Genomic DNA, 13236 nt, shown 5'->3' on the forward strand with positions numbered 1-13236 from the left:
CGCCACCTACACCGTGACGCAGGCCGACGTCGACGCCGGGTCGATCAAGAACACCGCCACCAGCACCGGCACCCCGCCGCGCGGCGAACCCCCGGCCTCCCCGCCGTCCCAGACCGTGGCGACGACGGCCGACAAGCCCGCCCTGTCCCTGGTCAAGACCGGGCACAGCAGCAAGCCGAACGAGCTCGTCGTCGGCGAGACCGTCCGCTACGACTTCACCGTCACCAACACCGGCAACCTCACACTGAAGGACGTGAAGGTCACCGAGACCGCCTTCACCGGCAGCGGCACGCTGTCGGCGGTCACCTGCCCGCCCGCCGAGGCCGCATCGCTGGTGCCGGGCGCCACAGTCGCCTGCACCGCCACCTACACCGTGACGCAGGCCGACGTCGACGCCGGGTCGATCAAGAACACCGCCACCAGCACCGGCACCCCGCCGCGCGGCGAACCCCCGGTCTCCCCGCCGGCCGACGCGCTCCTCCCGGCACCGGAACAGCCGGCCGTGGCACTGGTGAAGTCCTCCTCCACCGGAACCCTGGTCGCCGGTGAGCAGATCACCTACACGTTCGCCGTCACCAACACCGGGAACGTCACCCTCAAGGACGTCAAGGTCAACGAGACCGCGTTCACCGGCAGCGGCAAGGTCTCCCCCGTCACCTGCCCGAAGGAGGCCGCCGCCCTGGCACCCGGCGCCGCCGTGCTCTGCACCGCCGGCTACACCGTCACCCAGGCGGACGTGGACGCGGGCTCGGTGAAGAACACCGCGACCGCCACCGGTACCCCGCCCAAGGGGCAGCCGCCGGTGTCCCCGCCGTCCGACACGACGGCGACCACCACCGACCAGCCCGGCCTGACCCTGCTCAAGTCCGCCACCACCACCCAGGACGACAAGCTCGTCACCGGCGAGAAGATCACCTACAGCTTCACCGTCCGCAACACCGGCAATGTGACGCTGAAGGACGTCACGATCGACGAGGTCCGGTTCACCGGCCACGGCAAGCTCGACCCGATCACCTGCCCCAAGGAGGCCGCCGCCCTCGCGCCCGGCACCACCGTCACCTGCACCGCCGGCTACACCGTCGCCCAGGCCGACGTGGACGCCGGCACGGTGAAGAACACCGCCACCGCCACCGGCACCCCGCCGCGCGGCGAACCCCCGGTCTCCCCGCCGTCGGAGGTGGAACTGCCGCAGGCACCCAAGCCGGCCGTGGCCCTCGTCAAGTCGGCCCAGACCGAGAAGCCCGGCCGACTGGTCGCCGGTGAGAAGGTCGCCTACACCTTCGCCGTCACCAACACCGGCAACGTGACGCTGGAGGACGTCACGATCAAGGAGGGCGGGTTCACCGGGCACGGCAGGCTCTCCGCCGTGACCTGCCCGAGCGGCGCCGCCTCGCTGGCTCCGGGCGCCACCGTCACCTGCACCGCCGACTACACCGTCACCCAGGCCGACGTGGACGCGGGCACGGTGAAGAACACCGCCACCGCCACCGGCACCCCGCCGCGCGGCGAACCGCCGGTCTCGCCGCCGTCCGACGTGACCATCCCCTCCGACGGCCAGGGCGTCCTCGGCCTCACCAAGACCGCCGACGTCACCGACACCGACAAGAGCGGAAGGACCGACACCGGCGACCGCATCGACTGGAAGCTCACCGTCGCCAACCAGGGCACCCTCACCGTCACCGACATCAAGGTCGACGACCCCACCGCCGGCGAGGTGACCTGCCCGCGGACCAGCCTCGCCCCGGGCGAGTCGATGACGTGCACCACCAAGCCGCACACCGTCACCGCCCAGGACGCCGAGCACGGAAAGGTCGTCAACACCGCCACCGCCACCGGAAAGGCAGGCACCACCCCGCTCACCTCCCCCGAGGCCACCGCCACGGTGAAGGTCGAGCAGAACACCCCCGCAGCACCCGGCGGCCCCGCGGTCCCCGAGCCGACCGGACCGACCGGACCGACCGGACCGACCGGACCGACCGGCATCCTCGCCCGCACCGGCACCATCGCCCTCACCGTGACCGGCATCAGCGGCCTGCTGCTGATCCTCGGCGCACTCACCCTCGGCTTCAGCAGGCGCCGGCAGCGCAACCACTGACCGGGCCGACCAGGCCGACCCGGCCATGTGACCGGTACCCCGCGAGCAGTGCAAGGGGGCCGTCGGCGCACGCCGACGGCCCCCTCCTCCTCATCCGTCGCGTGTTGTGCGGGTGCCGGCCGCCCAGGCTGTGCGGTGCGGGGACACTCCCTCAGGCGGCAACGCCTGCCGTGCCCGCCGCTGCGAGCCGAAGCGGGCTGTCAGTCCCCGATACTGCCGACCGTGAGGGAGGAAAAGGCATTGGGGTTCTGGTTCGCCGCTCGGCGCGGGCCGCGCGGAGTGTCCCGATGAGGAGCGACCCGCGCGGCCCGAGGACGCTCAGAAGCCGATGATCCGCAGGTCGGCGCCGGACACGGCGTAGAAGGTGTGCCGGTCCGGGCCCAGCTCCACGTCCGAGGCGCTCAGGCCCGCGACGCCCTCGCCGGGGGCGACGGCGTTGGCCGCGGTGTCGATCGCGAGGAGCGAGGCGTCCTGGGAGAGCGTGTACAGCCGGGTGCCCGCCGTGTTCACCGACAAGGTCCGCAGCCACCGGTGCGGGGTGATGTCGTAGCTCGCGGTGACGGTGTCGGCGGCGAGGTCGACGGTGAAGCCCCGGCCCCCGCCGTTCACGCCCAAGAGCCGCGGGTCGTCCGGGGACAGGGCCAGGCCGGCGAGGGAGCCGTCGGCGCCGCGGTCACCCTGCTGCTGCCTCGCACCGGCGACCACGCGGAGGCCCCTGTCCCCGAGCCGCATCCCGGGCTCGGGACCCCGTCCCATGCACTTCCGTGGACGCCAGTCGTCGTGATCAGGCATGCCGACCGATCCCGCAGCGCGCCCCCGAACAAGGCCCACCGTCCGTCCGGCCGGCTGCCGCAGGGGGCCCGGGTGCCCTGCTCGGAGGGCATGGCGGCATGCCAGGGGTCACGGGCAGGGCGGTCCCGCCCGCCCCTGCGGGACCGGCCGGGTTCGGTCGGGTGGTTCCCGGGCGAGTCCCGTCGTGGACGCGGGGCGCCGACGTGTCCCGGGGCGCACGCTGCTTGCGTGACCGCGTCGGCAGGAGCGCGGCGCGACCGGGAGGACGCACATGACACGCACGCGCGGCCGCGCCGCCGCTCTGGCCGGTGCCGCCGCAGTGCTCGCCGCCACCGCCCTCGCCGCCCCGGCCGCAGCGGCCGAAGCGGCCGAAGCGGCCGAAGCGGCCGGGGCCGGCGGCGGGATCACGGGACAGGCGCCCTGCCCGGAGGCACCCGAGTTCCTCTGCGGGACCCTCACCGTCCCCCTCGACCACAGCGGCGCCACCCCCGGCACCCTCGACCTGCGGGTGGCCGTCACCGGCACCACCACGGCGCCCAGGGGCGACCTGCTGTTCCTCACCGGTGGCCCCGGCCAGCCCGGCGTCCCGGCGATGAGGCGGACGGCAGGCAGCCTGGAGCCCGTCCTCAAGGACTACCGCCTGGTGATGTTCGACCAGCGCGGCACCGGCCAGGGTGCTCTCCGGTGCCCCGGTCTCCAGGAGGACATGGGCTCCTCCGACCTCGCCGTCCCGCGCCGGCAGTCCGTCACCGACTGCGCCGCCGCCCTCGGCCCCGACGCCCGCCACCACAGCACCGCCGACACCGTCGCCGACATCGAGCTGCTGCGCCGCGCCCTCGGTGCCCGGCGCCTGACCCTGGACGGCGTCTCCTACGGCACCTTCACCGCCCAGCGCTACGCACTCGCGCACCCCACCCGCGTGGCCCGGCTGGTCCTCGACTCGGTGACGCCACGACGGGGCATGGACCCCCTCGACCTGACCGCACTGCCCGCCACCGCCCGGATCCTGCGCACGGCCTGCCGCGCCACCGGCTGCACCACCGACCCGGCCGCCGACCTCGCCGCCACCGTCCGCCGCTACGGCAACGGCGCCCGGATCCTCAGCGCGCTCACCGGCTACGAATTCGTCGACCCCGACTACGGCGGCGTCCCGGAGATCCTGCACGAGGCCGCCGCCGGGCGGCCCGCGCAGCTCCAGGACTTCTTCGACCTCGTCCACCGGGAGGTCGACACGGCCACGGCCGAGGAACTCAGCCAGGGCCTGCACTCCGCCACCGTCTGCGCCGACTCGCACTTCCCCTGGGGCACCACCGACACCCCCGTCGAAGGCCGCGCCGCCGCACTGGAGCACACCCGCGAGCACCTCACCCCCGAACAGACCTGGCCCTACGACCCGCGGACCGCGACCGGCCTCGGCAGCCTCCTGGTCTGCCTCGACTGGCCGCGCCGGCCGGTCCCGCCGACGCCGCCAGACCACCTCGGGCTGCCCGACGTGCCGGTCCTGCTGCTCGGCGGCGACCGCGACCTCGCCACACCCTACGAACTGATGGACGAGTACACCGGGTTCGCGCACCACCCGCGGAGAGTGATCGTCCCCGGGGCCGCCCACTCGGTGCAGAACCGGGCCGAGAACCCGGCCGGACGCCAGGCCGTCCACGCCTTCCTGCTGCAGTAGCGCAAGCCCGCGACGGGGAGCCGCGACGGCCCCAGGGTTCCGCACGACCGCCGCCGAGATGTCCCGTGGGCACGCTCCGACGTTCCCGGAGCCTTGACCGGCGGGAACGGAGAGGAGCGGCCGGCCTAGGTGTTCAGGTGGTTCCCGATCGTCAGGAAGGCCTGGACGAGGGGGACCTGGGGGACGGCGGGCGAGACGATCTGCGAGGCGTAGTGGACGACGACCAGGTCCAGCGCGGGGCAGATGAAGAGCCGCTGGCCGTGGATGCCGCTCGCCATGAACGAGCCGTACGGGTCGTTGGGGATCCACCACAGGTCGTGGTACGAGAGGGTGGCCGGCGCGGCGGCGGGTGCGGCAGGGAAGCGGACGTGGCGGGGGTAGCCGTCGGGGACGCCCGAGACGATGGTCGAGGCGACGGCCTCGGGGATCACCTGCCGGTCGCCGACGGCTCCGCCGCAACGGATCATCTCGCCGAGCCTGGCGACGTCGCGCGCGGTGGCGCTGAACCCGCCGCAGGCGGCCTCCGTCCCCTCGGCGTCGACGCTGTAGTAGGCGTCCTCCTGCGCGCCGATCCGGGACCAGACCGTGTCGGACAGGTGCGCCGAGGTGGTGACGCCGGTGACGCGGCGCAGGACTTCGGCGAGGGCCTCGACGTTGCCGTTCTCGTAGCGGAACTCGACGCCGGGCGCGCCGGTGGACCGGGCCGTCGCGAGGTGCTCGCGGATGGTGGCGGGCCCGCTGTAGCCGAAGGGCCGCAACTGCGGCGCCAGGACGGCGAAGTAGCGCTGGGCCTCCAGCGCCTTGTCGTAGCGGCGGCCGGCGTAGCTCATCCGGGTGCCCATGTGGAGGAGGTGGTCGACGGTGGCCTCGCCGAAGGCGGTGCCCGCGAGTTCGGGGACGTACGTCACCACCTCGGCGTCACGGTCGAGGTGTCCTTCGTGGATGAGGGCGGCCGCGAGCAGGCCCAGGTAGGACTTGGCGGCGGAGGCGTTGAAGTGGGGCTCGTGGGGCCGGCAGCCGTGCAGGTACTGCTCGTGGACGAGCCTGCCCCGGTGCAGGACGAGCAGGGCGTCGGTCTCGGCCTCGGCGAGCAGCTGATCGAGGCCGAGCGTGCGGCCGCCGGGGCCGGTGAAGGAGAGGCCGTCGAGGGCCCCGGGCGGGGCGGCGGGCAGGTCCCGGGGGCCGTCGCCGCCTCGCCAGACGGCGCGGCTCGGAACGGTCTCCCGGCCCGAGGTGGTGTGGCGGCGGGCCCAGGCCGGATCGGTGAATCCGCGGGCCCACGTCAGGTCGGACAGGGGCGGCATGGTGGTCATGCGGCAGCTCCACTCACTCAGGCGTGGCTTCCAGAGGCCGTTACCGTACATTGTGTTCGGTAAATCGACCAGAGCTGCCCGGATCGGGAGGCGCGGACGGGCGGCTACGGCGTCAGGTCCAGGGCTCCCGGGGCGTCCGAGGGGGCCAGTCCGGTGGCCCACACCCGGCCGTAGACGGACAGGTCGCGCAGGTGGGCGGTGATCTCGGCGGCGCTGTAGCCGGTGTCGCCCTCCACCCACCAGGACAGCAGGCCGACGAGTTCGCCGGTCCAGGCCCGCGCGACGAGGTCGAGCGGGATCCGCGGCGTCGCCCCGAGCTGCGCGGCCCGGTCGCGGAACGCGGCCTCGGCGCGGGCGCGGATCAGCTCGGTGAACTCCCGCAGGGCCCGCCCGTCGCCCTCCCCCCGCAGGATCACCCGGTAGACCGGCCGTTCCTGCTCGGCGTGCTCGAAGATGTACTTCACCGGCAGCCCGGTGAAGCCCTGGGCGTGCGCCTGGCGCACCGCCGGCAGCAGGCGCTCGCGGTCCTCGGCGAGGTCGCGGACGATGCCGACGAGCAGGTCCTCCTTGTCGCGGCAGTGCGCGTAGAAGGTGGCGCGGCCGACGTCCGCGCGCTCGGTGATGTCCTCGACCGTGATCGCCTGGAACCCCTTCTCCAGGGTGAGCTCCACCAGGGCCCGGCGCAGCGCGGCGCGCGTGCGGCGGACGCGGCGGTCTCCTGCGGGCTTCGTTTCCACGTTGTCTTCCTTCTGCTCCGGACCGTTGACCTGACCCTAGCGCTGCCCTTAGGTTGCCGGACACCAAACTACTTTCCGAACTAAGTGTTCGGAATCTCTGTGGAGGTGCCCATGAACCTCGGGCGGTACGTGCGCCGGACGGCCGGCCATCACCCGGACGCGGAGGCGCTGGTCTGCGGCCCGGTCCGGTTGACCTACGCGGAACTCGACGACCGGAGCGACCGGCTGGCGACCGCGCTGCGCGGGATGGGGCTGGACCGGGGCGACCGGGTCGCGACGCTCGCGGCCAACCGCGCCGAACTGGTCGTCACCGAAGTGGCGCTGTACAAGGCGGGGCTGGCCCGCGTCCCCGTCAACGCCCGTCTGGGCGAGGCCGAGGTGGCGCACCTGCTGCGCGAGTCCGAGGCCCGGGTCCTGCTGACCGACGCCGGCCACCTGGACACCGTCCGCGCGGCGCTTCCCGGGACGAACGTGAAGACGGTCGTGTGCTATGACGGCCCCGGGGAGCTCGGCCCGGGCTACCCGCAGACGCTGGCCGACACCGCCCCCGAGGCCGTCGACGTCGAGTGCGACGAGCGGGACACCGCCGTGCTCCACTTCACCTCCGGCTCCACCGGCCGGCTGAAGGCCGCGGTCCAGACCTACGGCAACCGGCTGGCCCTGCTGCGCAAGTCGGTGATGAACGCGGACACCCGGATCGGCCCGGGAGAGAGCCAGATCCTCGCCGGCCCCGTGACCCACGCCTCCGGCATGCCCCTGATGGGCGTCTTCTTCGCCGGGGGCCGCGCGATCGTCCTGCCGCGCTGGGACGCCGAGGAGTTCCTCGCAACCGTCCAGCGGGAGCGCGCCACCCACGCCTTCGTCGTACCGACCATGGTCAACACGGTGCTGGCACTCCCCCACGCCCGCGACTACGACCTCTCCAGCCTGCGCCAGCTGATCTACGGCGCCGCGCCGATGTCCCCGGCCCGCATCCGCGCCGCCTGGGAGCTGTTCGGTCCCGTGCTCTCCCAGGGATACGGGTGCGGGGAGACCACCTCCGGCGTCCTGTTCCTGTCCACCGAGGACCACCGGCGCGCGATCGAGGGCGAGGACGAGGAACTGCTGCTGTCCTGCGGGCGCCCGCTCGCCGAGGCGGACGTGCGGATCGTCGACGAGACCGGTGCCCGGGTGCCGGACGGCGCGATCGGCGAGATCGCCGTCCGCGGCCCCGACGTCGTCCCGGGCTACCACAACGAGCCCGCGCTGACCGCCGAGTCCTTCCGCGACGGCTGGTTCCTCACCGGGGACCTCGCCCGTCGCCGGCCGGACGGCTACGTCTTCATCGTCGACCGCCGCAAGGACATGATCATCTCCGGCGGGTTCAACATCTACGCGGTGGAGGTGGAGGCCGTCCTCCACCAGCACCCGGACGTCCACGAGGCCGCCGTCGTCGGCGTCCCCGACGAGCAGTGGGGCGAGGCCGTCAAGGCGGTCGTCGTCCTGCGCGACGGCGCCGAACTCACCGAGGAGCGGCTCATCGCGTTCTGCTCCGAGCGCCTCGCCCGGATGAAGAAGCCCCGCTCCGTCGACTTCGTCACCGCCCTGCCGCACAACCCCAACGGCAAGATCGACCGCCGCGCGATCCGCGAGCCGTACTGGGCGGGTGCCGAGCGCCGCGTCCACTGACCCGCCTGCTGCGACGGCACCAGCAGCAGGAAAGCACCAGGAACAGGAACCGCCCCATGCCCTACACCCTCACCCCCTCCTACGACGACAACCCCCGCCTCCAGGACCTGGTCGTGCGGCTGCGCGGCTACCTCGCGGACGAGCTGATCCCCTTCGAGCGCGAGCACGGCATCACCCCGGAGAGCAGGCTCGACCGCGCCACCCTCGAACGCGTCTGGAAGCGCAGCACCGAACTCGGCTTCTACGGCATCAGCCTGCCGCCGGAACTCGGCGGCCAGGGCCTGACCTTCACCGAGCTGTGCGCCCTGAAGGAGGAGCTGACCGCCTCCGGGGCCGCCCTGTCGCACTCCGTCCTCGGCGACCTGGGCGGGCCGCTGCGGGTGGGCGCGATCGTCAAGTACGCCACCGAGTACCAGCTGGAGCGCTACCTCCTGCCGGTGATCCGCGGCGAACGCGCCTGCTGCTTCTCCCTCACCGAGCAGGACGCCGGCTCCGACGTCCGGCGCATGAGCACCACCGCCACCCCCGACGGCGACGGCTACCTCCTCAACGGGCACAAGGTCTTCAGCTCCGCCGCGCCCTTCGCCGACTTCGCGATCGTCGTCGCCCGGATGGCCGGCACCGACGAGGCCTACAGCGCCTTCCTGGTCGACCTCGACACCCCCGGCTGCCGGGTCCTGGACGGCGAGGTCCCGATGTCCGGCCAGCAGATGGAGGGCGACCTGCTCCTGGAGGACTGCCGCGTCCCGGCCGCCAACCTGCTCGGCGAGGTCGGCGAGGGCCTGCGCATCGGCATCGGCCGGGTCACCCTCAACCGGCTGCTCCACTGCCCTTCGCTGATCGGCGCCGCCCGGCGCGCCTGGGACCTCTCGGTGGCCCATTCCAAGAGCCGGATCGCGTTCGGCCGGCCGCTGCTCGGGCTCCAGGCCATCCAGCACAAGATCGCCGAGATGGCCACCGACGTCTACGCGGCCCGCTCCATGGTGACGGCCACCGCCGCCCGGGCCGACAGCGGCGCGAACATCGCGGTGGAGGCCAACATGTGCAAGCTGTTCACCTCCGAGGCGTGCTTCCGGGTGGCGGACCAGGCCGTCCAGATCCACGGCAAGGACGGCCTGACCCGCGGCCACGAGGTCGAGCAGATCTTCCGCACCCTGCGGATGTTCCGGATCGTCACCGGGACCACCGAGATCCACAAGAACGCCATCGTCAAGGCCCTCGTCTGACCGACCCCGCCGACCCCGCCGACCGGGCGACCGGGCGACCGGGCGACCCGCACCGCGCCCGCTGCCCGGGAGCGCGGCCCGTACGCCTGACCGCCGTCCGTCCCGGCCGCGGTCGCACCGCGGCACCGCGGCCCGCCGCACGACCGCGGCCGGGCCGCCGCCGCCGCCGCCGCGGTGCGACCGTCCCGCCTCCTCCGGCGCCCCCACCCCCGCACCGCACCGGGCCCTCCTCCGATGTCACGACCCCCTGCCCCACCCCCACCCGCAGGAGTCACCCATGGCACCCCGCCCCCTCGCGCCCCCGCTCGACCGGACCGGCACCCCGGTCCCGGACCCCCCGTACGACCGCCGCCGCGCCTGGCTGATCACCGCCATGATCGTCGCCTTCATGGTCGTCAACTTCGCCGACAAGTCCGTCCTGGGCCTCGCCGCCGTCCCGATCATGGACGAACTCGCCATCGACAACAGCACCTACGGCCTGGTCTCCAGCGCCTTCTCCCTGCTCTTCAGCCTCTCCGGCCTCCTCGTCGGCTTCCTCTCCACGCGGCTGTCCACCCGGATCCTCCTGTTCGCCATGACCCTGTTGTGGGCCGTCGCCCAACTGCCCGTCCTCCTCTCCGCCACCGTGCCCGCGCTGATCGCCGGCCGCGCCCTGCTCGGCGCCGCCGAGGGGCCCGCCGCCTCCATGTCCATGCACGCGCTGTACAAGTGGTTCCCCCCGCACCGCCGCGGCCTGCCCTCCGCCCTGCAGATCGGCGGCGCGGCCCTCGGCACCCTCATCGCCGCCCCCGTCCTCACCTGGCTGATCACCGGGTACGGCTGGCGCTCGGCCTTCGCCGCCCTCGCCGCCGTCAGCGCGCTCTGGGGCCTGCTCTGGTGGCGCGTCGGCCACGACGGCCCCTTCGACCACGCCCGGGCCGCCCCTGCGGACGGCACGCCGGGAACCGGCCCGCACCACCTGCCCTACCGCCGGCTGCTCACCACCGGCACCGTGCTCGGCAGCATTTCCAGCGCCTTCGGCGCCGCCTGGGCGCTCTCCCTCAGCCAGGCCTGGCTCCCCGCCTACCTGCGCACCGAACTCGGCATGACCCCGAACGCCGCCGCCACCACCATCAGCGCCGTCTCCGCCTTCAGCCTCGTCCTGCTGCTGACCGTCTCCCCGCTCATGGACGCGCTCAAGTCCCGCCGGGTGTCGAGCCGTTGGTCGACCGGCGCCACCCAGGGCATCGCGGTCTGCGTGGCCGGCTGCGCCATGGCGGCCTTCCCCCTCACCGACGCCGCCGTACCCCGGCTGCTCCTGATCGCGCTCGCCTTCGGCAGCGTCGGCCTCGCCATCCCCCTGCACTACATGACCACCGCCGAGGTCGTCCCGAGCGCCCAGCGCGGCGCCCTGTTCGGCATCGTCGCCGCCACCGGGACCCTCCCCGGGCTCCTCGCCCCCTTCCTCACCGGCCGCCTCCTCGACACCGCGCCCGATCCCGGCACGGGCTACCGCACCGCCTTCCTCCTCGCCGCCCTCGTGATGACGACGGCGGGAGCGCTCGCGATCATCACCATCCGCCCCGAACACGATGCCCGACGGCTGGGCCTGCGACCGGACCGGGAACCGGCCGCTCCCGGACGCCCCTGACGGCCGCCCGCCCCGGCCCCGCCGAGGCCTCCTCGCACCCCACGGCGAGGAGGCCGACGGCCGACCCGCCCGCTCACCGACAGCTGCGTCCGTTCCCGCGCGAGTCCTGCCGGCTCACCCCGGCCGGCTCGCCCCGGCCGGCACCCCCGGCGCGGGGAGCCGCAGGTGAGGGCCGGCGGCTGTCCGCCGGACTGCGGCGGGCGTCGGCGATGTGCGGTCGGCAGCGGGCATCCGCCGTCCCCACCGGACCGGGCGACGTCGCCCGACACGCGGAAGGTCGCACGCGTGGCCCGACCACGGGCTGTCCGGCAGCCGGGGCACAGGGGGCCGGTGCCGCGCACCGGCAGGGAGGGCACCCCGTGGCCCAGTCCGCCGGCTACCACCTCCGCACCGCGCACTCGGGCGGTGGCTCGTTCGCCGGAGGGCGACCGGGTCACCTGGCAGCAGCGCCCACCCCACGGCCGTACGTCCGCTACGCGGCGGGCGCGGCGCGCCTGGGCGGCCGGCGCCGGCCGGAGGAGCCCTGGTCGCCGCGGCCGGCGGCGGCCCGGGTTTCGGCGGTGGCGCGGGCGGAACGGCCGAGGCGGCTCGCGGACCCGTGGCGGCGCGGCCGTTCGACGACGGGGTTGGGGATCACGGTGGGAACGCCGGTGGGCACGCGGGCCCCGGTGATGCGGGCCAGGTCCTCGCCGCCCGCGCTGACCCTCGTGTTGACGGCAGTGATGCCGGCCGTGGTCATCATGCGGGCCGTCGTGCGGCGCTGACTGGACAGCACCAGCGTCACGACGGTGCCGGACTCCCCCGCCCGGGCGGTGCGCCCGCCCCGGTGGAGGTAGTCCTTGTGGTCGACCGGCGGGTCCACGTTGACGACGAGGTCGAGCCCGTCGACGTGGATGCCCCGGGCGGCGACGTTGGTCGCGATCAGCGCGGTCACCTCGCCGGTGCGGAACTGCTCCAGGGTGCGGGTGCGCTGCTGCTGGGACTTCTCGCCGTGCAGGGCCGCGGCCTTCACTCCGTTCGCGAGCAGGTCCTCCACCAGGCGGTCCGCCCCGTGCTTGGTGTCGGTGAACATGATCACCCTGCCGTCGCGGGACGCGATGTGGGCGATCGTGGCGCTCTTGTCGGAGTTCTGGACGTGCAGCACGTGGTGCTCCATGGTGCTGACCGCGCCCGCGGACGGGTCCACCGAGTGCGTGACCGGGTCCCTGAGGAAGCGCCGCACCAGGCGGTCGACGTTGCGGTCCAGGGTGGCGGAGAACAGCATCGTCTGGCCGCCCTCGGCGACCTGGTCGAGGAGTTCGGTGACCTGCGGCAGGAAACCCATGTCGGTCATCTGGTCGGCCTCGTCGAGCACCGTGATGCCGACCCGGTCCAGTCGGCAGTCGCCACGCTGGACCAGGTCCTTGAGCCGGCCCGGAGTGGCCACCACGACCTCGGCCCCGCGGTTCAGCATCCATGCCTGGCGGCTGATCGACGTCCCGCCCATCACGGAGACCATCCGCAGGCGCACGGCGCGGGCGTAGGGGGTGAGCGCCTCGGTGACCTGCTGCGCGAGCTCACGGGTGGGGACCAGCACCACGGCCAGCGGGCAGCGCGGCTCGGCCCGCTGCCCGGCCGTGCGGGCCAGCACGGCGAGGCCGAACGCGATGGTCTTGCCGGAGCCGGTGCGGCCCCGCCCGAGGAGGTCGCGGCCGGCCAGCGAGTTCGGCAGCGTCGCGGCCTGGATCGGGAACGGCGCGGTGACGCCCTGGCGGGTCAGCACCGACAGCAGCGCCTTCGGCAGGTCCAGCTCGTCGAAGGACCCGACGGCCGGCAACGCCGGGGTGGTGCTCACCGGCATCGCGAACTCCCCCTGCGCGGAGGACCGCCGAGGAGCGCTCCGGCCGGAGGACCGTCGGCCTGCGGCGGGCCGGCCGGTGCTGGAACGGACGTCGGCGTCGTGGTGCGAGGAGCGACTGGTGCGGGCCATGCGGAGGACCTTCCTCGGGGCGACACGTCACGAGGAAGACCCCGCGGCGCGGGACGCCGGGCGGAGACCGCAAGGGAACGGGCCGGAAGTGTGACGAACAGGACGCGGGCGACGGAACCGGTGCGGCGCGT

The 13236-nt window shown here is 74.0% G+C and carries 8 protein-coding genes and 1 pseudogene; 5 read left to right on the top strand and 4 right to left on the bottom strand.

Annotated elements, in window-relative coordinates; genetic code table 11:
• Nucleotides 1-2095: pseudogene (locus tag ACFVVL_RS11800) on the top strand (hypothetical protein); the annotation flags it as partial.
• Between the two features lie 318 nt (nt 2096-2413).
• On the opposite strand, the gene ACFVVL_RS11805 reads toward ACFVVL_RS11800, so the two are convergent.
• Nucleotides 2414-2800, bottom strand: a complete 387-nt coding sequence (locus ACFVVL_RS11805) for a hypothetical protein (RefSeq protein ID WP_387673643.1) — start codon at nt 2798-2800, stop codon at nt 2414-2416.
• 358 nt (nt 2801-3158) lie between these two features.
• On the opposite strand from ACFVVL_RS11805, the gene ACFVVL_RS11810 reads away from it, so the two are divergent.
• Nucleotides 3159-4562 carry an alpha/beta fold hydrolase gene (locus ACFVVL_RS11810; protein ID WP_387673646.1) on the top strand — a complete coding sequence of 468 codons (1404 nt, stop codon included), beginning with the start codon at nt 3159-3161 and terminating at the stop codon, nt 4560-4562.
• Nucleotides 4563-4687: 125 nt separating this feature from the next.
• Here the strand turns inward: ACFVVL_RS11810 and ACFVVL_RS11815 are convergent, their stop codons facing one another.
• Both ACFVVL_RS11815 and ACFVVL_RS11820 read right to left on the bottom strand, forming a co-directional pair.
• Nucleotides 4688-5875 carry a serine hydrolase domain-containing protein gene (locus ACFVVL_RS11815; protein WP_387673649.1) on the bottom strand — a complete coding sequence of 396 codons (1188 nt, stop codon included), beginning with the start codon at nt 5873-5875 and terminating at the stop codon, nt 4688-4690.
• A 104-nt stretch (nt 5876-5979) separates the two neighbouring features.
• A complete protein-coding gene (locus tag ACFVVL_RS11820) occupies nt 5980-6612 on the bottom strand; it encodes a TetR/AcrR family transcriptional regulator (RefSeq protein WP_380294688.1) in 633 nt (210 codons plus the stop codon).
• A gap of 111 nt (nt 6613-6723) precedes the next feature.
• Here ACFVVL_RS11820 and ACFVVL_RS11825 point away from each other — a divergent pair, with 111 nt between their 5' ends.
• From ACFVVL_RS11825 to ACFVVL_RS11835, 3 genes are all read left to right on the top strand, one after another.
• The gene (locus tag ACFVVL_RS11825) at nt 6724-8280 is read left to right on the top strand and encodes a long-chain fatty acid--CoA ligase (RefSeq protein WP_387673652.1); all 1557 of its coding nucleotides are present in this window, start codon (nt 6724-6726) and stop codon (nt 8278-8280) included.
• A 56-nt stretch (nt 8281-8336) separates the two neighbouring features.
• Nucleotides 8337-9506: an acyl-CoA dehydrogenase family protein gene (locus ACFVVL_RS11830; protein ID WP_387673655.1), complete on the top strand. Its 1170-nt coding sequence runs from the start codon at nt 8337-8339 to the stop codon at nt 9504-9506.
• Nucleotides 9507-9783: 277 nt separating this feature from the next.
• On the top strand, nt 9784-11136 hold the full coding sequence (locus ACFVVL_RS11835) for an MFS transporter (RefSeq protein WP_387673658.1): 1353 nt from the start codon (nt 9784-9786) through the stop codon (nt 11134-11136).
• Nucleotides 11137-11608: 472 nt separating this feature from the next.
• Here ACFVVL_RS11835 and ACFVVL_RS11840 read toward each other — a convergent pair whose 3' ends face one another.
• Nucleotides 11609-13105 carry a DEAD/DEAH box helicase gene (locus ACFVVL_RS11840; protein WP_387673661.1) on the bottom strand — a complete coding sequence of 499 codons (1497 nt, stop codon included), beginning with the start codon at nt 13103-13105 and terminating at the stop codon, nt 11609-11611.
• Nucleotides 13106-13236 lie beyond the last annotated feature (131 nt).

It is taken from the genome of Kitasatospora sp. NPDC058115, from assembly GCF_042884635.1.
GTDB lineage: Bacteria > Actinomycetota > Actinomycetes > Streptomycetales > Streptomycetaceae > Kitasatospora.

What these genes read in the sequence shown, in the direction of transcription:
- ACFVVL_RS11810 (WP_387673646.1), top strand. Translation starts at nt 3,159, where the DNA reads ATGACACGCACGCGCGGCCGCGCCGCCGCTCTGGCCGGTGCCGCCGCA.
- ACFVVL_RS11815 (WP_387673649.1), bottom strand. Translation starts at nt 5,875, where the DNA reads ATGACCACCATGCCGCCCCTGTCCGACCTGACGTGGGCCCGCGGATTC.
- ACFVVL_RS11825 (WP_387673652.1), top strand. Translation starts at nt 6,724, where the DNA reads ATGAACCTCGGGCGGTACGTGCGCCGGACGGCCGGCCATCACCCGGAC.
- ACFVVL_RS11830 (WP_387673655.1), top strand. Translation starts at nt 8,337, where the DNA reads ATGCCCTACACCCTCACCCCCTCCTACGACGACAACCCCCGCCTCCAG.
- ACFVVL_RS11835 (WP_387673658.1), top strand. Translation starts at nt 9,784, where the DNA reads ATGGCACCCCGCCCCCTCGCGCCCCCGCTCGACCGGACCGGCACCCCG.
- ACFVVL_RS11840 (WP_387673661.1), bottom strand. Translation starts at nt 13,105, where the DNA reads ATGGCCCGCACCAGTCGCTCCTCGCACCACGACGCCGACGTCCGTTCC.